This is a genomic window from Enterobacter cloacae complex sp. ECL414 (assembly GCF_021869685.1).
Classification (GTDB): domain Bacteria; phylum Pseudomonadota; class Gammaproteobacteria; order Enterobacterales; family Enterobacteriaceae; genus Enterobacter; species Enterobacter kobei.
Genome location: NZ_CP091481.1, coordinates 3,688,628 through 3,708,663, shown reverse-complemented (window position 1 = coordinate 3,708,663; position 20,036 = coordinate 3,688,628). Strand labels below are relative to the sequence as shown.

General features: G+C 55.7%; 18 protein-coding genes and 5 tRNA genes. 11 read left to right on the top strand and 12 right to left on the bottom strand.

Going from position 1 to position 20,036, the window contains the following annotated elements; translation table 11 throughout:
* Positions 1-186: 186 nt before the first annotated feature.
* The 11 genes from csrA (at position 187) to L3068_RS17795 (ending at position 5,604) form a co-directional block, all read left to right on the top strand.
* Positions 187-372, top strand: coding sequence for a carbon storage regulator CsrA (gene csrA, locus L3068_RS17845; protein WP_000906486.1), 186 nt, complete (start codon positions 187-189; stop codon positions 370-372).
* 342 nt (positions 373-714) lie between these two features.
* Positions 715-807: transfer RNA gene (locus tag L3068_RS17840), tRNA-Ser, on the top strand.
* 4 nt (positions 808-811) lie between these two features.
* Positions 812-888: transfer RNA gene (locus L3068_RS17835), tRNA-Arg, on the top strand.
* Positions 889-952: 64 nt separating this feature from the next.
* A tRNA-Arg gene (locus L3068_RS17830) sits at positions 953-1,029 on the top strand.
* A gap of 29 nt (positions 1,030-1,058) precedes the next feature.
* Positions 1,059-1,135 (top strand) — tRNA-Arg (locus tag L3068_RS17825).
* A gap of 29 nt (positions 1,136-1,164) precedes the next feature.
* Positions 1,165-1,241, top strand: a tRNA-Arg gene (locus tag L3068_RS17820).
* A 257-nt stretch (positions 1,242-1,498) separates the two neighbouring features.
* The gene (gene yqaB / locus L3068_RS17815; RefSeq protein WP_014884975.1) at positions 1,499-2,065 is read left to right on the top strand and encodes a fructose-1-phosphate/6-phosphogluconate phosphatase; all 567 of its coding nucleotides are present in this window, start codon (positions 1,499-1,501) and stop codon (positions 2,063-2,065) included.
* A complete protein-coding gene (locus tag L3068_RS17810) occupies positions 2,062-2,490 on the top strand; it encodes a YqaA family protein (RefSeq protein ID WP_014884974.1) in 429 nt (142 codons plus the stop codon). The genes yqaB and L3068_RS17810 overlap by 4 nt, the downstream gene beginning before the upstream one ends.
* 83 nt (positions 2,491-2,573) lie before the next feature.
* Positions 2,574-4,118, top strand: coding sequence for a glutamate--cysteine ligase (gene gshA, locus L3068_RS17805; RefSeq protein ID WP_014884973.1), 1,545 nt, complete (start codon positions 2,574-2,576; stop codon positions 4,116-4,118).
* Positions 4,119-4,270: 152 nt separating this feature from the next.
* Positions 4,271-4,786 (top strand): S-ribosylhomocysteine lyase, encoded by a 516-nt coding sequence (gene luxS, locus L3068_RS17800; RefSeq protein ID WP_014884972.1) that lies wholly within the window; start codon positions 4,271-4,273, stop codon positions 4,784-4,786.
* A gap of 53 nt (positions 4,787-4,839) precedes the next feature.
* The gene (locus tag L3068_RS17795) at positions 4,840-5,604 is read left to right on the top strand and encodes an AraC family transcriptional regulator (RefSeq protein WP_014884971.1); all 765 of its coding nucleotides are present in this window, start codon (positions 4,840-4,842) and stop codon (positions 5,602-5,604) included.
* Here the strand turns inward: L3068_RS17795 and leuA are convergent.
* From leuA to nrdH, 12 genes are all read right to left on the bottom strand, one after another.
* A complete protein-coding gene (gene leuA, locus L3068_RS17790; RefSeq protein WP_117580969.1) occupies positions 5,591-7,246 on the bottom strand; it encodes a 2-isopropylmalate synthase in 1,656 nt (551 codons plus the stop codon). The genes L3068_RS17795 and leuA overlap by 14 nt on opposite strands.
* Before the next feature lie 166 nt (positions 7,247-7,412).
* On the bottom strand, positions 7,413-8,960 hold the full coding sequence (gene emrB / locus L3068_RS17785) for a multidrug efflux MFS transporter permease subunit EmrB (RefSeq protein WP_014884969.1): 1,548 nt from the start codon (positions 8,958-8,960) through the stop codon (positions 7,413-7,415).
* 16 nt (positions 8,961-8,976) lie between these two features.
* The gene (gene emrA / locus L3068_RS17780) at positions 8,977-10,149 is read right to left on the bottom strand and encodes a multidrug efflux MFS transporter periplasmic adaptor subunit EmrA (RefSeq protein ID WP_014884968.1); all 1,173 of its coding nucleotides are present in this window, start codon (positions 10,147-10,149) and stop codon (positions 8,977-8,979) included.
* A gap of 126 nt (positions 10,150-10,275) precedes the next feature.
* Positions 10,276-10,806, bottom strand: coding sequence for a transcriptional repressor MprA (gene mprA, locus L3068_RS17775; protein ID WP_014884967.1), 531 nt, complete (start codon positions 10,804-10,806; stop codon positions 10,276-10,278).
* A 314-nt stretch (positions 10,807-11,120) separates the two neighbouring features.
* Positions 11,121-12,305, bottom strand: coding sequence for an MFS transporter (locus L3068_RS17770; protein WP_014884966.1), 1,185 nt, complete (start codon positions 12,303-12,305; stop codon positions 11,121-11,123).
* 221 nt (positions 12,306-12,526) lie between these two features.
* Positions 12,527-13,522, bottom strand: coding sequence for a glycine betaine/L-proline ABC transporter substrate-binding protein ProX (gene proX / locus L3068_RS17765; protein WP_117580967.1), 996 nt, complete (start codon positions 13,520-13,522; stop codon positions 12,527-12,529).
* 9 nt (positions 13,523-13,531) lie between these two features.
* Positions 13,532-14,602, bottom strand: a complete 1,071-nt coding sequence (gene proW / locus L3068_RS17760; protein ID WP_014884964.1) for a glycine betaine/L-proline ABC transporter permease ProW — start codon at positions 14,600-14,602, stop codon at positions 13,532-13,534.
* A complete protein-coding gene (gene proV / locus L3068_RS17755; protein WP_045134074.1) occupies positions 14,586-15,797 on the bottom strand; it encodes a glycine betaine/L-proline ABC transporter ATP-binding protein ProV in 1,212 nt (403 codons plus the stop codon). Before proV ends, proW begins: the two co-directional genes overlap by 17 nt.
* A 333-nt stretch (positions 15,798-16,130) precedes the next feature.
* Complete coding sequence (gene nrdF / locus L3068_RS17750; protein ID WP_014884962.1) at positions 16,131-17,090, bottom strand: class 1b ribonucleoside-diphosphate reductase subunit beta; 960 nt, start codon at positions 17,088-17,090, stop codon at positions 16,131-16,133.
* 9 nt (positions 17,091-17,099) lie between these two features.
* Positions 17,100-19,244: a class 1b ribonucleoside-diphosphate reductase subunit alpha gene (gene nrdE / locus L3068_RS17745; RefSeq protein WP_117580965.1), complete on the bottom strand. Its 2,145-nt coding sequence runs from the start codon at positions 19,242-19,244 to the stop codon at positions 17,100-17,102.
* On the bottom strand, positions 19,217-19,627 hold the full coding sequence (nrdI, locus tag L3068_RS17740; RefSeq protein WP_058690784.1) for a class Ib ribonucleoside-diphosphate reductase assembly flavoprotein NrdI: 411 nt from the start codon (positions 19,625-19,627) through the stop codon (positions 19,217-19,219). Before nrdI ends, nrdE begins: the two co-directional genes overlap by 28 nt.
* A complete protein-coding gene (gene nrdH / locus L3068_RS17735) occupies positions 19,624-19,863 on the bottom strand; it encodes a glutaredoxin-like protein NrdH (protein ID WP_014884959.1) in 240 nt (79 codons plus the stop codon). The genes nrdI and nrdH overlap by 4 nt, the downstream gene beginning before the upstream one ends.
* Positions 19,864-20,036: the final 173 nt, after the last annotated feature.

Sequence of the window (20,036 nt, the reverse complement as noted above, 5' to 3'; positions counted from 1 at the left end):
TGTGCTATCGATAACGATAAAGTCAGGTTGAGTTTGTGTATATCGGCTAAACTTACGTTTAACAGAATGTGATGCCGTGACTGCTTACACTTTACGTGTTTGTCATCGCTTACTTTTTGGCGTTATATGATGGATAATGCCGGGATACAAGAGACCCGACTCTTTTAATCTTTCAAGGAGCAAAGAATGCTGATTCTGACTCGTCGAGTTGGTGAGACCCTCATGATTGGGGATGAGGTCACCGTGACAGTTTTAGGGGTAAAGGGTAACCAGGTACGTATTGGTGTTAACGCTCCTAAAGAAGTATCTGTCCACCGTGAAGAGATCTACCAGCGTATCCAGGCTGAAAAATCCCAGCAGTCCAGTTACTGATATTGTCGCGTCTCGCTGTCGGGCGAGACGCAACCCTCCTGTCATTTTTCCTGCTCAACGTTACCGTTTCATTTCAACCGCTCTCTTTTTAACCACTCTACTATTCTTAACGCGCCCCAACCCCAGCCTTTCTACAAACGTTTTTTGAGAAGTTCGATGCAAAATCCGCTTATAAAACACCCTCTTTGCGGGTTTTACATGCGAATTGCGTGTGATTTGTGCAAACGATAAAAGCTTTTGGAAAATTGTTTGACTTATAAGTCCCAGAAAGTAATATATGCGCCACGCAGCGACGAGAAGCTCTTAACGAGTTACTCGAAGCACTCGAAAGAGGCGTTGTGTGGTGAGGTGGCCGAGAGGCTGAAGGCGCTCCCCTGCTAAGGGAGTATGCGGTCAAAAGCTGCATCCGGGGTTCGAATCCCCGCCTCACCGCCATTTTGCATCCGTAGCTCAGCTGGATAGAGTACTCGGCTACGAACCGAGCGGTCGGAGGTTCGAATCCTCCCGGATGCACCATCTATTACTTCATATTGCTTTCGAAGTGATATGAATATCGAGCAGTACAGTAGTAAATCCCGATGCATCCGTAGCTCAGCTGGATAGAGTACTCGGCTACGAACCGAGCGGTCGGAGGTTCGAATCCTCCCGGATGCACCATTTACTATTTCTGAAAGCAGTTCCCTGATGCATCCGTAGCTCAGCTGGATAGAGTACTCGGCTACGAACCGAGCGGTCGGAGGTTCGAATCCTCCCGGATGCACCATTTACTGTTTCTAAAAGCATTTCCCTGATGCATCCGTAGCTCAGCTGGATAGAGTACTCGGCTACGAACCGAGCGGTCGGAGGTTCGAATCCTCCCGGATGCACCATATTCTCCGAGATAACAGCCATACTGTTGTTTCAAGGTCTGCGAGTTAAACGCAAGCACCAGGGAGGATAACGTGCTTCAGCAACGGCCCGTAGGGCGAGGCGTAGCCGAGTAATCCTCCCGGATGCACCATCTCTTCTTATCGTCCCCTTCGATGTTTAGTTCTTAATCACTCTCATTGTTATCACTTCGCAATCAGCGACAAAAACCACCATTTACGATAAAGTAATGCTTTGTTAATCGTTTAGCGAGAGCACGATGTACGCACAGTATGACGGTTTGATCTTCGATATGGATGGCACCCTGCTTGATACCGAACCCACGCATCGTCAAGCCTGGACCGAGGTCCTGGGCCGCTACGGTATGCGTTTCGACCTGCAGGCGATGATAGCCCTCAACGGATCCCCAACCTGGCGTATTGCGCAGGCCGTGATTGAACTGAATCAGGCCGATCTCGACCCCTACCTGCTCGCGCGCGAAAAAACCGATGCGGTTAAAGCCATACTGTTAGACACCGTACAACCTTTACCCCTTATCGACGTGGTTAAAGCGTGGCACGGACGTCGCCCTATGTCTGTCGGCACGGGCAGCGAGAGCGCGATTGCAGAAGCCTTGCTCAACCATCTTGGCCTGCGCCACTATTTTTCAGCTGTCGTCGCTGCCGATCATGTTAAGCGTCACAAGCCAGCACCGGACACCTTCCTGCTCTGCGCAGAATTAATGGGCGTACCGGCGGCAAAATGCGTCGTGTTTGAGGATGCCGATTTTGGTATCCAGGCCGCACGTGATGCCGGAATGGATGCGGTGGATGTGCGCTTACTGTGAGTGACGCATTGTCACTTGCCTCATTATTCGCCAGCAGTTTTTTAAGCGCCACGCTGTTACCGGGAAATTCGGAAGTGGTGCTGGTGGCGATGTTGTTGTCCGGCGTCAGTCAGCCCTGGCTACTTGTATTAATAGCAACAATGGGTAATAGCCTTGGAGGGCTGACTAACGTTATTCTTGGGCGTTTCTTTCCGCTGCGCAAAACGTCGCGCTGGCAGGAAAAGGCAGTTGGCTGGCTAAAACGCTATGGCGCTGCCACGCTGTTATTAAGCTGGATGCCTGTAATAGGCGATTTACTGTGTCTGCTGGCGGGATGGATGCGCATCTCCTGGGGACCGGTGCTCTTTTTTTTGTGCCTTGGCAAGGCGTTGCGCTATGTTCTCGTGGCGTGGGCAACACTACAGGGTATGACGTGGTGGCACTAATTGGTGGAATGAATACGCGACCTTCAATCGTCAACCATTACAATTATGCTGAGTAACATTACTTTGACAGGCGGGAGGTCAATTTGATCCCGGACGTATCTCAGGCGCTGGCCTGGCTGGAAAACCACCCTCAGGCTCTGAAGGGTATTCAGCGTGGTCTTGAGCGTGAAACGCTGCGCGTTAACGCGGACGGTAGCTTAGCGACGACGGGTCACCCGAAGGCGTTAGGCTCGGCGCTGACACATAAATGGATCACAACCGATTTCGCTGAAGCGCTGCTGGAGTTCATCACGCCGGTGGACGGCGATATTGATCACATGCTGACAATCCTGCGCGATATTCATCGCTATACGGCGCGCAATCTTGGTGACGAGCGTATGTGGCCGCTCAGCATGCCGTGCTATATCGAACAGGGCCAGGAGATTGAGCTGGCGCAGTACGGCACGTCAAATATCGGTCGGCTGAAAACGCTCTATCGCGAAGGTCTGAAAAATCGCTACGGCGCATTGATGCAGACCATCTCTGGCGTGCACTACAATTTCTCGCTGCCGATGGCGTTCTGGCAGGCGAAAGGGGGAGAAACGGACAAAGAAGCGATCTCAGCCGGGTATTTCCGTCTGATCCGCAACTATTACCGTTTCGGCTGGGTGATCCCGTATCTCTTTGGCGCGTCACCTGCCATTTGCTCTTCGTTCCTGCAGGGGAAACCCACCACGCTGCCGTTCGAAAAGACCGAGTGCGGCATGTACTATCTCCCGTACGCGACGTCTCTGCGCATGAGCGATTTGGGCTATACCAATAAATCGCAAAGCAATCTCGGTATTACGTTTAACGAATTGCACGAATATGTGGCAGGATTGAAGCGGGCGATCAAAACCCCGTCGGAAGAGTACGCGAAAATCGGCCTCGAAAAAGACGGCAAACGCCTGCAAATCAACAGCAACGTGTTGCAAATTGAAAACGAACTGTATGCGCCGATTCGTCCTAAGCGCGTGACGCGCAGCGGTGAAACCCCGTCGGATGCGCTACAGCGCGGCGGCATTGAATACATTGAAGTACGTTCGCTGGATATCAACCCGTTCTCACCGATTGGCGTTGATGAGCAGCAGGTTCGCTTCCTGGATCTGTTTATGGTCTGGTGTGCGCTGGCGGATGCGCCGGAAATGAGTGCAGACGAACTGCTTTGCACCCGTACAAACTGGAATCGCGTGATTCTGGAAGGGCGTAAGCCGGGTCTGACGCTGGGTATTGGCTGCGAAACGGCACAGTTCCCGCTGACCAAAGTGGGTAAAGATCTGTTCCGTGACCTGAAGCGTGTTGCCCGGACTCTGGACAGCATTGACGGCGGCGACGCCTACCAACAGATCTGCGACCAGTTGGTAGAGTGCTTCGATAACCCGGAACTGACATTCTCAGCACGCATTCTGCGTTCTATGATTGATCAGGGCATTGGTGGTACCGGGCGTGCACTCTCCGCGGAATACCGTGAGATGCTGATGCAGGAGCCATTAGAGATCCTGCGCGAAGCGGATTTTGAAGCAGAACGCGATGCGTCCGTGGTGCGTCAGAAAGAGGTTGAAGCGGCGGATACGGAGTCGTTTGAAGCGTTTCTGGCGAAACAGGCTTGAACCAAAAGAAAAAGGCCACATCGCTGTGGCCAAAATATACATCTCTGAATTCAGGGATGATGATAACAAATGCGCGTCTTTCATATACTCAGACGCGCATTGTGTAGAAGAGTTCAGTTTATTTTAAAAAAAATCACTATCGGAGGTGACGTATGCCGTTATTAGATAGCTTTACTGTCGACCATACCCGTATGGAAGCACCTGCAGTCCGCGTGGCGAAGACCATGCACACCCCGCACGGCGACACGATCACCGTCTTCGATCTGCGCTTCTGCGTGCCGAACAAAGAAGTGATGCCAGAGAAAGGCATTCACACGCTGGAGCACCTGTTCGCCGGATTTATGCGCGACCACCTGAACGGTAACGGCGTTGAGATTATCGATATCTCTCCGATGGGCTGCCGTACCGGTTTCTACATGAGTCTGATCGGTCAGCCGGAAGAGAAACGCGTTGCAGACGCGTGGAAAGCAGCCATGGAAGACGTGCTGAAGGTGAAAGAGCAGAACCAGATCCCAGAGCTGAACGTTTACCAGTGCGGGACTTACCAGATGCACTCTCTGGAAGAAGCGCAGGACATCGCTCGTCACATCATCGAGCGTGATGTTCGCGTGAACAGCAACGAAGAGCTGGCCCTGCCGAAAGAAAAACTGCAGGAACTGCACATCTAGTGCACCTTTTCCCTCTCCCTCCGGGAGAGGGTAGGGTGAGGGTTGTTTAGCCCATGACCACAACCTCAACGTTCTCCTTTACCCATCGTCCCCTTGTTCCGTTTGCCCATGATTACGTTCATGGCGACAGTGAGCCATGGCACCAGCACGACTGCGCGCAGCTGCTGCACAGCCTGACGGGCGTCGTGCGGGTCGAAACGGCATCTGGCTGTTGGGTGGTACCACCCGGGCGCGGCGTCTGGCTTCCTGCGGGGACACAACACGCCCTGCGCATCACCGGTAGCGTAGCGGCGCGGACGCTGTTTATTGATCCACTGGCGCGAGCCGATCTCCCGGCCACGTGCCAGATCGTGCAGATCTCGCCCCTGTTGCGCGAGCTGATCCTCTCCGCCCTCTCACTGCCTGAATCGTACTCACCGGGAAGCCGTGACGAGCGCGTGTATGAACTCATTCTGGATGAACTTCGCATCATGCCGGTGCTGCCGTTTCATCTGCCGGAGCCGGAAAGTGAACCGTTACGCCAGCTGTGCCGACAGATCCGTCAGTCGCCAGGAGAGAGCTGGAACAGTCAACAGAGCGCGAGCGCGCTTGGCATGAGCGAGCGCACGCTGAACCGTCATTTTCAGCAGCAGACGGGATTACGCTACAGCGAGTGGGTGAGAAGGGCGCGGCTGCTGGAAGCCTTAGTGCGGCTGGCGCAGGGCCAGCCGGTATTAGGTGTGGCGCTGGATCTGGGTTACGGCAGCCACAGCGCCTTTACGGCCATGTTCCGCCGGGTGATGGGTATCTCACCCAGCGATTATTTTAAGAACGACTGACCGCATTAAAGAGCGCCTGAAGCGATGCGCGTGCAACGTCGCTATCAATGCCTACGCCCCAGCGGCTGGTACCGTCCTGGAACAGACAGCGAATGTATGCCACCGAGCGGCTGTCGCTGCGTTCACCCAGCGTGTGTTCGTGATAATCCTTAATTACAAACGGCGCGTTGATCCAGCGGCTCAGGCCATGAGCGGCAGCGGACAGCAAGCCATTCCCGTGTCCCTCAAGCTGACGCGTCCCCCCCTGCGTTGTGACGCTTGCCGTTAAACGCAACTGGCCATCCTGCTGACTGTCGCTGCGGTACGATTGCAGCGCAAACAGCGGTGTTTCCACCAGACCGTAGCGGGTGCGGAACAGCTGCCACAGTGCATTTTGCGTCATCTCTTTTCCGTGGCGGTCGGTTTCCTGCTGCACGTGCTGGCTGAAATCCTGCTGCAGGGCGCGGGGCAGTTTCAGCCCATGATTTTGCTCGATAAGCCACGCGCTACCGCTTTTCCCTGACTGGCTGTTAACGCGGATCACCGCTTCATAGGTGCAGCCGATATCCTGAGGGTCAACAGGCAGGTAGGGCATCTCCCAGCGCTCGCCAGGCTTGCGGGCATCAAAGCCTTTTTTGATCGCGTCCTGGTGCGAACCGGAGAAGGCGGTGTAGGCCAGCCGTCCTGCCCACGGATGGCGCGGGTGTACCGGCAGCTGGTTGCAGGTTTCCACCACTTCCACCACCCGGTTCATATCGCTAAAGTCCAGGCCGGGGCTAACGCCCTGGCTGTAGAGGTTCATCGCCAGCGTCACCAGGCAGACGTTGCCCGTCCGCTCGCCGTTACCAAACAGACAGCCCTCGACGCGGTCAGCCCCGGCCATGACGGCCAGCTCCGCGCTGGCGACGCCTGTGCCGCGGTCGTTATGCGGATGCACGCTGATGCAGACGTCGGCGCGGCGGCTGAAGTGACGGCAGAAATATTCAATCTGATCGGCATAGACGTTTGGCGTACTGACTTCAACGGTGGCCGGTAAGTTGATGATCATCGGACGCGCATCGCACGGCTGCCAGATCTCTGCCACGGCCTCACAAATTTCCAGCGCAAACTCCGGCTCGGTAAAGCAGAAGGTTTCCGGTGAATATTCATACTGCCAGTGGGTATCCGGGTTCTCTTCACACAGCTGACGAATAAGGCGGGTGGAGCGCGTAGCCAGCTCGACGATTTGCGCCTTCTCCATGCCAAACACCAGACGACGGAACAGCGGGGCGGTGGCGTTATAAAGATGTACCGTGGCCTGCTTTGCGCCGCGCAGGGACTCAAAGGTGCGGACGATCAGATCTTCCCGCGCCTGCGTGAGCACCTGAATGGTGACATCATCCGGGATGCGGTTCTCTTCAATCAGCTGGCGAACAAAGTTGAAGTCCGTCTGTGAGGCGGAAGGAAAGGCGACCTCAATCTCCTTAAAGCCGCAGCTCAGCAGAAGATCCCAAAACTGGAGCTTGCGGGCGCTGTCCATCGGCTCGGCCAGCGCCTGGTTGCCGTCGCGTAAGTCGGTTGAGAGCCAGCGCGGCGCGCGGGTGATGCGCTGCTCCGGCCAGCGGCGATCGGGCAGAGAGAGAGTAGGGTAAGGCGAGTATTTGTCTGCGGGTGTGTTCAGCATGGTGCGCTCCTGTTGTCTTTTCACTATCGTGACGAGATTTCAGGCGCGCTGCTTTATCGGAAATGACAATTGCTATCGCGTTTTGGACAACCGGGCCTGCGGATGGCGGCCCGGTTATCGTAGGCCGGGTAAGGCGTAGCCGCCACCCGGCAACCGCCGCAGAGGACTAGTGCGCGCCACCGCCCCCGCCACCGGCACCAAACGGTGGTCTGGCAAACCACACCAGCCCCAGCAGGACGATGAAGATCCCTGCCGAAATCCAGAAAATCTCGTTGGCCGAGATAATCAGTCCCTGGCTGGTGATCTGCTGGGCAATCCAGCCGGATGCCTGCTGCTCCGTCATCCCCATGCCCTGCAGCTGGCTGTACATCTGCTGGGCATTCGGGTTGTACGGATTCACCGCTTCGGTCAGTTGGGCATGGTGCATCGATTCACGGTTCGTCCACAGGGTGGTGGTGATTGACGTCCCGATGGAGCCCGCCAGCGTTCGGGTGAAGTTCGACAGGCTCGACGCCGCCGCCAGACGCTCAGGGGGTAATCCGGAGAGCGTGATGGTGGTTAGCGGCATAAAGAAGCACGCGACCGCGAAGCCCTGAATAAACTGCGGCCACGCCGAGGCGCCAAAGTCCATTCCTGGCTCGAAGGTATACGCACGCCAGTAGAAGCACACCGCGTACATGATGAAGCTGAACGTCACCAGACGACGCATGTCGAGCTTATGGGCGAAGCGGCCAATGATCGGCGACAGCAGAACCGGGATCACCCCAACAGGTGCAGACGCCAGCCCCGCCCAGGTTGCGGTATAGCCATACACCTCCTGCAACAGCTGTGGCAGCAGAACAATCGCGCCGAAGTAGAGCATATAGGCGAGGCTGATACACAGACAGCCGATGGTGAAGTTTCGCGACTTAAACAGCGAGAGATCGACTATCGGGTTGTCGTCCGTCAGCTCCCAGACAATCAGGAAGCTGAGCGACACCACCGCGACAATGGTCAGGATGACGATCTCCTGCGAGTTGAACCAGTCGAGCTCTTTACCCCGGTCGAGCATGATCTGCAGGCTACCGATACCCAGGATCAGCAGCGCCAGCCCGATGCTGTCGATACGCCGCTGTTCGGTGCGCGTCTCTCGTCCCCGCAGCGATTGCAGCGTCATTAATACCACGACGGCGCCAATCGGTACGTTGATGAAGAAGATCCAGCCCCAGTGATAGTTATCGCTGATGTATCCGCCGAGAATGGGTCCGCAGATAGGCGCGACGATCACGGTCATTGACCAGAGCGCCAGCGCGACGGAGCGTTTCGCAGGGGGATAATTGCTCAGCAGCAAACTCTGGGAAAGCGGGATCAGCGGCCCGGCGACAATCCCCTGAATGACGCGGAAGAAAATCAACATCGTCAGGCTGTTTGACATGCCGCATGCCCAGGAGGCCAGCACAAACGCCACCGTAGACCACAGGAACAGCTTCACCTCACCGACGCGCTTTGCCAGCCAGCCGGTGATCGGAATGGAGATGGCGTTTGCCACCCCGAATGAGGTAATGACCCAGGTCCCCTGGCTCAGCGACGAGCCAAGGTTACCGGCGATGGTCGGGATCGCCACGTTTGCGATGGTGGAGTCCAGCACCTGCATGAATGTCGCCAGCGACAGCGCGATGGTCATAATGACCAGCTGCGCGCCTTCCAGCGGTTTTTGCGGCTTTTGCTGTTGCATAACGCTCACCTTCGGATTAACCGGCGTTTGCCTTCACGATGTCATCGATCAGCTTGTTGACCGGATCGAGGCTAATTTCACGGGCGTTACTTTCATAAGCCGGGCTGCTACGCACCTGGCTTGCCAGGATCTGACCGTCGCGGTTCGCGGTGTCAACCGTCACAAGCGTTGAGAGGCCGATACGCAGCGGGTGATCCGCCAGCTGTTTTGCATCCAGTTCAATACGCACAGGCAGACGCTGAACCACTTTGATCCAGTTACCGGTGGCGTTCTGCGCAGGCAGCAGGGAGAAGGCGCTGCCGGTACCCATGTCCAGGCCAACCACTTTCCCGGTGTACTTCACGTCATCGCCGTAGATGTCGCTGACAACCGTCGCGGTCTGGCCGATACGCATATGGGCAAGTTGCGTCTCTTTAAAGTTAGCGTCTACCCACAGATTGTCTGCCGGAACGACCGCCATCAGCGGCGTGGTCGGGCTGATCTGCGCCCCTGGCTGAACGGAACGGCGGGAGACATAGCCGGTCATCGGGCTGACGATTTTGGTACGCTGCAGGGCTAGCCATGCGTTACGCACTTCAGTCGCCGCCTGCTGCACGGCGGGCTGGTTTTCAAGGCTGGTGCCCAGCACCATTGCCTGGTTGGCATTGTACTGTTGAATCGCCACATCCAGCTGCGCCTGAGCGCTGGCAACGGCATCGCGGGCGTGTTGCAGCTCTTCACGGCCAATCAGGTTGGCGGTGCCGAGCGGTACGCGGCGGTTGAGGTCGCTCTGCGCCTGTGCGAGTGCCGTTTTCTGCACGTCGATATTGGCCTGCAGCTGTTTGCTGTTGATCATCAACTGGCGGGTCTGACGAACGCTGGAGGCCAGCGCGGTCTGGGCTTTCTCAAATGCCTGCTGCGCGTCAGTCGGATCGAGGGTGACCAACACATCGCCTTTTTGCACAAAGTCGGTATTGTCAGCCCAGACTTTCGTCACGCTGCCCGACACCTGCGCCATAATCTGTACCTGGTTCCCTGCCACGTAGGCGTCGTCTGTCTCTTCAGCATGACGCAATACTAAAAACCAATAGATCCCATATGCCACGGCAATAATAATAAAGAGCAAGGTCAACAGAAGAAGGGCACTTTTACGTTTGCCTTTCTTGTTGGCCGGTTGCTGCGGGTTAGTGCTCTCCGCATTTGCGCTCATTGTTGTTCTCCACGATCTTCTTATTTTCACATCGGCTGAGCCGACCTGTTGTCAGAAAGGCCAGCAGTGTGACGTGCTGGCCTGTCGGTTTTCTTATGAATCTGGATTGTTGAGCGTGTCGTCGCGTTAGCGCAGCGCCTCAAGAATGGCGCCATCTTCATCCATCTGATCCAGACGGGTGAGCAGCTTGCGCGTGATGTGCTCAAGCTGGTCGCGCTCGGCGGTGCTGAGGGCAGACCAGAGTTTGTGCAGGCAATTGTGCTGAGGTGGCAGTACCTCACGCAGGAATTCGTGACCTTTGTCGGTCAGTTGCAGATGCAGGCAACGACGATCGTTGTCGCTTTCACGGCGTTCAATCCAGCCGCGCTTTTCCAGCTCATCGGCAATACGGGTTGCGTTGGTACGGGAAGAGCCCAGCGCGCAGCTCAGCTCAGAAGGCTGAATACTGTGGTTTTCCTGAGACTCCAGCGTAATCAACGCCATAAACAACGTCTCGTTAATCCCTTGAGCTTTCAGCATCTTATTACGGTTTTCCAGAAGCTTACCCTGCATGTGCATGCACAGGCGAGTCAGCAGGATTTCCTGATACGGGAAGTCCTCATGGCGACTGGCGCGGAATTTAAGCATTTGTTCAATGGGCGTAAACGAACTATCCATTTGGGCATAACCTCATTAATTACAGCCGATATAGTAACGACAGTGACAAATAATGTAAATGAATTATTTGTGCGGTTATATCCGCCAAATGAATGTCACCGTCAGAAAGCGCCGGGTAAGTCCGTGACCCGGTGAGCACAGAAAGAGTAGGGTGTGAACCCGTAGAAGAGAGGATGTGAGGACGGGGGTCTGAACTATTCATGCCAATTGTAGATATGTCACCCACATTAAAATTTCTGGGATAAATGATTACGTTTACATTAACAGACTGCAGGGCCCCTTTATACCCTAAGAGGCCCAAAGCAATGTAAAACTTAGTGAATCGCCTCCTGGCGATGGTAGCCGCGCCACCATACAAGGAGGTTGAGCGCGGCAACGATGGCCCCAATCCCACACACGCCCGACCAGCCGGCATGCTGCCACGCCGACGCTGAAATTAATGAACCGGCAGCACCACCAATGAAGTAGCTGGTCATGTATCCGGCGGTGAGGCGGTTACGCGCTTCGGGTTTCACGCGATAAATCACGGTCTGATTAGTAATGTGGACACCCTGTACGGTGAGGTCGAGTACCAGAATACCGACGATCAGCGCCAGCACCGAGACGTGTCCATACCAGATCGCCGCCCAGGAGAGCAGGAGCAAAACCAGCCCGGCGGTGGTGGTCAAATGTGATTTGCCTTTGTCGGCCAGCCCACCCGCCGGACGCGCGCCCAGCGCGCCCGCAGCACCGGCCAGGCCGAACAGACCAATGACGCCTTCAGAATAGTTAAACGGCGGTGCCGCGAGCAGAAACGCCATTGAGGTCCAGAGAATACTGAAGTTGGCGAAGGTCAAACATCCCAGCAGGGCGCGGGTGCGCAGGAGTTTATCCTGAGTGAACAGGCTGAACACGGAGGCCAGAAGCTGCGGATAGTTAAGATGGTTCTCTTGCTTCACCTTCGGCAGGCCGCGCCACAGCGCCAGCGCCATCACCACCATTAACACGCTCGCCACCCAGTAAACGGTGCGCCAGCCGCCGAGGCTTGCCAGTAGTCCTGCCACGGTACGCGCCAGCAAAATCCCCAGCAGCAGGCCGCTCATGATGGTGCCCACTACCTTGCCACGTTTGTCCGGTGAGGCCAGCGTCGCGGCGAGGGGAACCAGGATTTGCGCGACGACGGAGAACAGCCCGGTCAGCGCGGTACCGACGATCATCATCGTCAGCGACTGGCTGCTGGCGGTGATCAGCATGCCACCTGCCGCCAGCAGCGTCATCGAAACAATCAGCATCCGGCGTTCAAACATATCGCCAAGCGGCACCAGGAACAGCAACCCGGCGGCGTAGCCGAGCTGTGCCGCCGTCACGATGAAGCCAGCGGAACTGGCAGAAAGGTTGAACGCGCGGGCGATGGTGTCGAGAAGGGGTTGCGCGTAATAGTTGCTGGCGACGGCCAGACCCGTTGCCACGGACATTAAAAGGATAAGTGCGGGGCTAAGCCCTGGAGTTGTTTTTGTCATGAGTTTCAGGAATCGTTCGTTAAGTGATTATTTTTCCGGAAACCATAATAGCGAATGATTGTTAAGGTGGGGGGATTGTTGGGTGATGGATTGTGCGGTTTAGGGGGATCGTACGGTCTGGTGCCCCCTCACCCCGGCCCTCTCCCCAAAGGGGAGAGGGTGTATCACGTCCCCTCTCCCCTTTGGGGAGAGGGTTAGGGTGAGGGGTAAGGCTTTGTGCTCTACTTCTGCGCCGCAAGCGCCTCTTTCACCCAGCCGTCAAACTGCTGCTGGTGGGCTTTGATCCAGCCGTCGACGTGACCTTTGACATCCGCTTCAGACGATTTGCCCGCATGCATCATGGCGTTCTGAGCATTGATATCCGCCAGTGGCAGTTTCATTACCGAGAACAATTTTGCTGCCGCCGGGTTTTTCTCGGCCCACGCTTTGTTCGCCACAATATGCATGGTATTCACCGGGAAGCCGTAGTTCATGCCGTTCGGCAGTTTGGTGTCGATATCCTTCTGCTCGCCCGGCAGGGAGGAGAATGGCACCTGCAGCCACACCACGTCTTTACCCGGCTTCAGCACGTCGCTCACCCAGTACGGCGTCCAGGTGTAGTAGATCACCGGTTTACCCTCTTTGAAGCGGGCAATGGTGTCGGCCATCATCGCCGAATAGTTGCCGTGGCTGACATCAACCGTCTTCGCCAGGTCATAGGCTTTGTTCTGGTGATTAATCACCGCTTCACAGCCCCAGCCCGGTGAGCAACCCATCATGTCGGCTTTACCGTCACCGTTGGTGTCGAACAGTTTGGCGATCTTCGGATCTTTCAGCTGTTCAATATTGGTGATGTGGTACTTATCGGCGGTTTTCTTGTCGATCAGATAACCCTGCGCTGCACCGGTTACGAAGGTGCCTTCACGATAGAATTTCTTGTTGCCACCGGCGGCGGCATACATATCGTCGTGCAGCGGCTGCCAGTTCACCGCGGTAAAGGTGGCATCACCGGAGGCAATCGAGGTGTAGCCCACGTTGTAATCCACTTCGCTCGGCGTGTTGACCGTGTAGCCCAGTTTTTCCAGGGCTCGGCTGACGATGAGCGTCTGGAAGCTCTCTTCCGAAATGGTGCTCTGCACCGGCTGCACGGTGATGCCTTTACCCGGCAGGTCAGCTGCAAACGTGCTGGTGGAGACAAGGGTGGCAAACGCTGTGGCAAAAAGTACGTTATGTCGCATCGTTGTTCCTTATTTTGATTTCGTGAAAGGGCGGGTGAATAACCCGACAGGGCCGGTGGTATACCAGCGACGGTTGCCGCGACTGCGTGAATCACGACCGACAGCCTGTGTCAGGCGGTCAAGAATAATGGCGAGGATCACAATGCCCACGCCGCCGACGGTTGCCAGCCCCATATCGAGACGGCCAATACCGCGCAGCACCATCTGGCCCAGACCGCCCACGGCGATCATTGAGGCAATGACCACCATCGACAGCGCCAGCATCAGCGTCTGGTTAACGCCTGCCATGATGGTCGGCATCGCCAGCGGGAGTTGAACCTTAAACAGCATCTGACGCGGGCTGGCACCAAACGAGCGTGACGCTTCGATCAGATCGGCCGGCACCTGGTTAATGCCCAGGATGGTCAGACGAATAATCGGCGGCAGGGCGAAGATAATGGTTACCACCACGCCCGGCACGTTACCGATACCGAACAGCATTACGATAGGCACCAGATAGACGAATGCCGGTGTGGTCTGCATCGCATCCAGCAGCGGACGAATGATCTTCGCCGCCCGCGGGCTACGTGCCAGCCAGATCCCCATCGGCAAGCCGATGACAATACAGAAGAGCAGGGCGGTCAGCACCAGTGCCAGGGTGATCATCGCCTGCGACCAGGCGCCAATGGCGCCAATGGCAATCAGCGAAATCAGCGTGGCGATCCCCATTCCTGCGCTACCGAACTGCCAGGCGATCAGCGAGAACAAAACGATCGCGACCGGCGCTGGCATACCGAGCATCAGCTGCTGGAAGCCGTTGAGGATGTAATCCACCGGGACGCGGATCCCCTGAAAGAGCGGACGAAAATGCGTTACTACCCAGTCGATCCCCTCCGTGACCCAGCTATCGAGTGGGATCAGCGTTTTATGGAACGGATCCATAATGTTGAAGTGTTCTGGCGCAGGCGCAGGTGCGCTGTTGAGCCAGTCCGCCGCGCCACCGCCATCGGCAGGTGCTGGCGTGGAGCCCCACGCATCGGCAGATTGCGCAGCGCTGTCCGCTGCTTCAGTGGTGCCCCACGGGTTAGATTGATCGGTCATTGTTTGCTCCCTCGCGATCTAAAGCCTGCAGCAACATGCGTTTTGAGATGATGCCGACGTACTGTTGTTCTTCCCCGACGACCGGAACGGCACACGGCGCCTGGCCGACGTGGGAGAGCAACTCGCTGAGCGGCGTTTCGGCGTCCACGGCAAGGGGAGCGTCAATTAACGCCGCATCGATTCCCTGATTTTCGCTAAGGGCGGTTTTCAGGGAGTCGATGGAGACAATGCCGACAAATTTATTGCCGCGTTCAACCAGATAACCGTATTCACGGTCTTCGTCCTGCAGAAGCTTAAGCGCGGAGCGTGGACCGAAACCTGGCGTTTTACGGATAATGCCGTTTGGCGTTCGACGGGCAATATCTTTCGCGCTAAACACATGGCTAATATCCACGCCGCGGAAGAAGGTACGCACGTAATCATTTGCCGGATTATTCAGTATTTCATCCGGCGTGCCGACCTGCACCACCTCACCATTTTGCATAATGGCAATGCGGTCGCCAATACGCATGGCTTCATCTAAATCATGGGAAATAAAGACAATGGTTCGCTGATGTTTTGCCTGTAATTTTACCAGCTCATCCTGCATCTCGGTGCGAATTAACGGGTCGAGCGCGGAGAAGGCTTCATCCATTAATAATATGTCTGGATTAATGGCTAATGCGCGGGCTAAGCCCACACGCTGACGCATCCCGCCGGAAAGTTCATCCGGCCAGGCGTGAGCATAATTTTCGAGCCCAACCTGACGCAGCGCATCAAGCGCTTTTTCCTGACGTTCTTGCGCAGCAACGCCCGCTAATTCCATACCGAAAGCGGCATTATCCAGCACCGTCATATGCGGCATTAGCGCGAATGACTGGAACACCATTGCAATCTTCTTTCTGCGCACCTCGCGGAGCTCTGCGTCTGATATTCTGGCGATATCCACGCCGTCAATCAGCACCTGTCCGCGGGTGGGTTCAATCAGGCGATTGAGAAGGCGAACCATAGTGGATTTACCCGAACCGGATAACCCCATGATGACAAAAATCTCGCCTTCTTCAATGGCCAGACTGGCGTCTTTAACGCCAAGCGATAGCCCGGTTTTTTCCAGAATTTGCTCTTTCGTAAGGCCTTTTTCAATATATTTGAATGCGCGCTGTGGATGCTCGCCAAATACTTTATAAAGATTTTTCACTTCTAATTTAATTGCCATGCAATAGAGAGTGTCCTGTTATTTGTTTATGCCAATATGATTACCATGGTAAATTGTTAACGGGCATAACCCTAACATACTGAGAATCTGAGACAACCCTGCGTTTGCTTATGGTGGGGATTTTCAGGTAAGCGAAACGGCTGAATTTCCCATGAGTAAAGGGCTGAGCGTCATTTGAGTTTTTCTTAAATTTTTGCTGCTGCATCGGGGAATTTCGCCTGAATCGGTGTGATTCAGGCGAATATGACGGAGGAATTACAGTGTAGTTCCCAGGGAAATATTCTGGTAGAAATAAAGGGATTTATATTTAATTAATGAACGTTAATTCACTCATTAAAAATCCCAGTCTTCGTCTTTCGTCTCCACCGCTTTGCCCATCACATACGATGAACCGGACCCGGAGAAGAAATCGTGGTTTTCGTCGGCATTAGGCGACAGCGCCGCCAGAATTGCCGGATTCACTTCCGCCATCTCCGGCGGAAACAGCGCCTCGTAACCAAGGTTCATCAGCGCCTTGTTGGCGTTGTAGCAGAGGAACGCTTTGACGTCTTCTTCCCAGCCCGTTCCGGCGTACAGCTCTTCGGTATAGCTCAGCTCGTTATCGTACAGATCCATCAGCAAATCGAGCGCAAACCCTTTTAGTTCATCGCGTTTTTCCGTACTGATTTTCTCCAGACCTTTCTGGTATTTATAGCCGATGTAATACCCGTGCACCGCTTCATCCCGAATGATGAGCCGAATCAGGTCGGCGGTGTTGGTGAGCTTGCCCCGGCTCGACCAGTACATTGGCAGCCAGAAGCCAGAGTAGAAGAGGAAGGATTCCAGAAACACGCTGGCGACCTTCTTTTTCAGCGGCTCGTCGGCCCGATAATACTCAAGCACCAGCGCAGCCTTGCGCTGCAATGACGCGCTCTCTTCACTCCAGGCGTAAGCCGCATCCACGTCTTTGGTCTGGCACAGCGTGGAAAAAATCGAGCTGTAAGAGCGGGCGTGCACCGCCTCCATAAAGCTGATGTTCGACATCACCGCCTCTTCATGCGGCGTCAGCGCGTCAGCCATCAACGCCGGGGCACCAACGGTGTTCTGGATGGTGTCCAGGAGCGTCAGGCCGGTAAAGACTCGGATCGTCAATTGTTGCTCGGCATGGCTCAGGGTTTGCCAGGCCGGAATATCATTGGAGAGCGGGACTTTTTCCGGCAGCCAGAAGTTGCTGGTCAGGCGGTTCCATACCTCCAGATCTTTATCGTCCTGGATTTTGTTCCAGTTAACGGCATTCACGCGTGACAGTTTCATCCTTTCTCCTTACAGCGCGCAGGACACGCAGCCTTCGATTTCGGTGCCTTCCAGCGCAAGCTGGCGCAGGCGAATGTAGTAAAGCGTTTTGATGCCTTTCTTCCAGGCGTAGATCTGCGCTTTGTTGATATCCCGCGTGGTGGCGGTATCCGGGAAGAAGAGCGTCAGCGACAGCCCCTGATCCACGTGTTTTGTCGCTTCGGCGTAGGTATCGATGATTTTTTCCGGGCCGATTTCATACGCATCCTGATACAGCGCCAGGTTGTCGTTGGTCATAAACGGGGCAGGGTAGTAAACGCGTCCGGTCTTGCCTTCCTTGCGAATTTCAATTTTCGACACAATCGGATGAATGCTCGACGTGGCATGGTTGATATACGAGATAGACCCGGTCGGCGGCACGGCCTGGAGGTGCTGGTTATAGATACCGTGGCGCATCACGTCATCACGCAGCTGCTGCCACATCTCGCGCGTCGGCAGGGTTATCCCCGCGCGGGCAAAGAGATCGCGCACTTTTGCGGTTTTCGGCTGCCACTCACCTTCAAGATACTGGCTAAAATATTCCCCGCTGGCGTAGCGCGACTGTTCAAATCCCGCGAACCGCTGGTTGCGCTCGCGCGCCAGCATCATTGAGGTGTGCAGCGCATGCCAGGTAATGGTATAGAAATAGAGGTTAGTAAAATCCAGCCCTTCCGGACTGCCGTAGGCGATGCCTTCGCGTGCCAGGTAGCCGTGAAGGTTCATCTGCCCCAGGCCGATAGCGTGCGATGCGGCGTTACCCGCTTCGATGGAGGGCACGCTGCGGATGTGGCTCATGTCCGATACCGCCGTCAGTCCGCGAATGGCCGTCTCCACCGTGCGGCCGAGGTCAGGGGAATCCATGGTGTGGGCGATATTCAGCGACCCGAGGTTACAGGAGATATCCTTGCCGATAGCCGCGTAGTCCAGGTTCTCGTCGTAGGATGACGCGCTGTTGACCTGCAAAATCTCCGAGCACAGGTTGCTCATGTTGATGCGTCCGGCAATCGGGTTCGCGCGGTTTACCGTATCCTCGTACATGATGTACGGATAGCCAGACTCAAACTGGATTTCTGCCAGCGTCTGGAAGAAATCGCGGGCGTTGATGGTTTTTTTGCGGATGCGCTCGTCGGCTACCAGCTCCTCGTAGCGCTCGCTGATGGCTACGTCGCCAAAGGGTTTGCCGTAAATACGCTCAACGTCATACGGCGAAAAGAGCGCCATCTCGGCATTCTCTTTGGCCAGTTTAAAGGTGATATCCGGGATCACCACCCCCAGCGACAGGGTTTTGATACGGATTTTCTCGTCGGCATTTTCGCGTTTGGTATCCAGAAAACGCAGAATATCGGGATGATGCGCGTGCAGGTAAACCGCCCCGGCGCCCTGGCGTGCGCCAAGCTGGTTGGCGTAGGAGAATGCATCTTCCAGCATCTTCATCACCGGGATCACGCCGGAAGACTGGTTTTCAATGCGCTTGATCGGCGCGCCCGCTTCACGCAGGTTCGAGAGCAGAAACGCCACGCCGCCGCCGCGTTTGGAAAGCTGAAGCGCCGAGTTTACCGCACGGCCAATCGACTCCATATTGTCTTCGATGCGCAGCAGGAAGCAGGAGACCAGCTCGCCGCGCTGGGCCTTACCGCAGTTGAGAAACGTTGGCGTAGCGGGCTGGAAGCGCCCGGCGAGGATCTCCTCCATCAGCCGTTCAGCCAACGCTTCATCGCCCTGGGCAAGGGTCAGCGCCACCATCACGACGCGATCTTCAAAATGCTCCAGGTAGCGTTTACCGTCGAAGGTTTTCAGGGTGTAGCTGGTGTAATACTTCCACGCGCCGAGGAAGGTCTGGAAACGAAAACCGCTCGCATGCGCGCGCTCGAAAAGCTTCACCACGAAGGCGCGGTCGTAGCGGGTCAACACGCGCTCCTCGTAATAGCCCTCTTTAACCAGAAAGTCGAGGCGTTCCTGCTGGCTGCCAAAAACGACGCTGTTTGGACGGACGTGGGCGGCGAAAAAGGCCTCCACCGCCTCATGATCTTTGCCAAACTGAATGTGCCCCTCCCGATCATAGAGGTTAAGCATTGCGTTTAATGCGTGGTAATCAGGTGTTGCCTGGATTATCCGTTCTGCGGTTGTCGTTGCCAAAATTCGTTCACTCCTTTTCGCACATTTTCTACGTCCTGCTGTGTCCCCATCAGTTCGAAGCGATAGAGATACGGCACGCCGCATTTTTGAGAGATGACATCCCCGGCGCGGCCAAAGGCATCGCCGAAATTACGATTGCCTGCCGCGATCACGCCACGGATAAGCCTGCGGTTATGCGGATCGTTAAGAAAGCGGATCACCTGGCGAGGCACGGCGCCTGCCGTACCGCCACCGCCATAGCTGGGCACCACCAGAATGTAAGGTTCGTCTACCTGAATACGTTCCCGCTCATTAAGCGGAATACGCACCGCAGGCAGCCCGACGCGCGCGATAAAGCGAAGCGTGTTTTCCGAGCTGCTGGAGAAGTAGACCAGCCCACTCATGCGCTGGCGGCCTGGGCGCTCAGGCGGTTAATCATGTCCGGGCGAAAGCCGGACCACCGGGTTTCGCCGGCAATGACCACCGGGAGCTGACGGAATCCCTGCGCCCGAAGGGTCTCAGCGGCCTCAGGCTGCTGGTCGATATTCACCATCTCAAAAACCATTCCACGGCTTTCCATCGCCCGCTTGGTGGCGTGGCACTGAACACAATTGTTACGAGTGTAAATAATAATACTCATGATTCGTATTTCCATTTAAAATGAGAGAGCGGCGCGAATCATCGCGTCAGGTTGTGTGTGTCTTGCTAAAGGAAATACTAGATGTAGTTATCTTAACTTTCAACCATACAAGATATGGGAAATTCAGATTGATATTGCCCTGATGATGAGCTCAGCGGGGCAGGGCGGGCTGC

Bases quoted from the DNA above. Each gene is read 5' to 3' on its own strand.
- csrA (WP_000906486.1), top strand. From the start codon at position 187: ATGCTGATTCTGACTCGTCGAGTTGGTGAGACCCTCATGATTGGGGAT.
- yqaB (WP_014884975.1), top strand. From the start codon at position 1,499: ATGTACGCACAGTATGACGGTTTGATCTTCGATATGGATGGCACCCTG.
- luxS (WP_014884972.1), top strand. From the start codon at position 4,271: ATGCCGTTATTAGATAGCTTTACTGTCGACCATACCCGTATGGAAGCA.
- L3068_RS17795 (WP_014884971.1), top strand. From the start codon at position 4,840: ATGACCACAACCTCAACGTTCTCCTTTACCCATCGTCCCCTTGTTCCG.
- leuA (WP_117580969.1), bottom strand. From the start codon at position 7,246: ATGCTGAACACACCCGCAGACAAATACTCGCCTTACCCTACTCTCTCT.
- emrB (WP_014884969.1), bottom strand. From the start codon at position 8,960: ATGCAACAGCAAAAGCCGCAAAAACCGCTGGAAGGCGCGCAGCTGGTC.
- emrA (WP_014884968.1), bottom strand. From the start codon at position 10,149: ATGAGCGCAAATGCGGAGAGCACTAACCCGCAGCAACCGGCCAACAAG.
- mprA (WP_014884967.1), bottom strand. From the start codon at position 10,806: ATGGATAGTTCGTTTACGCCCATTGAACAAATGCTTAAATTCCGCGCC.
- L3068_RS17770 (WP_014884966.1), bottom strand. From the start codon at position 12,305: ATGACAAAAACAACTCCAGGGCTTAGCCCCGCACTTATCCTTTTAATG.
- proX (WP_117580967.1), bottom strand. From the start codon at position 13,522: ATGCGACATAACGTACTTTTTGCCACAGCGTTTGCCACCCTTGTCTCC.
- proW (WP_014884964.1), bottom strand. From the start codon at position 14,602: ATGACCGATCAATCTAACCCGTGGGGCACCACTGAAGCAGCGGACAGC.
- proV (WP_045134074.1), bottom strand. From the start codon at position 15,797: ATGGCAATTAAATTAGAAGTGAAAAATCTTTATAAAGTATTTGGCGAG.
- nrdF (WP_014884962.1), bottom strand. From the start codon at position 17,090: ATGAAACTGTCACGCGTGAATGCCGTTAACTGGAACAAAATCCAGGAC.
- nrdI (WP_058690784.1), bottom strand. From the start codon at position 19,627: ATGAGTGGGCTGGTCTACTTCTCCAGCAGCTCGGAAAACACGCTTCGC.
- nrdH (WP_014884959.1), bottom strand. From the start codon at position 19,863: ATGAGTATTATTATTTACACTCGTAACAATTGTGTTCAGTGCCACGCC.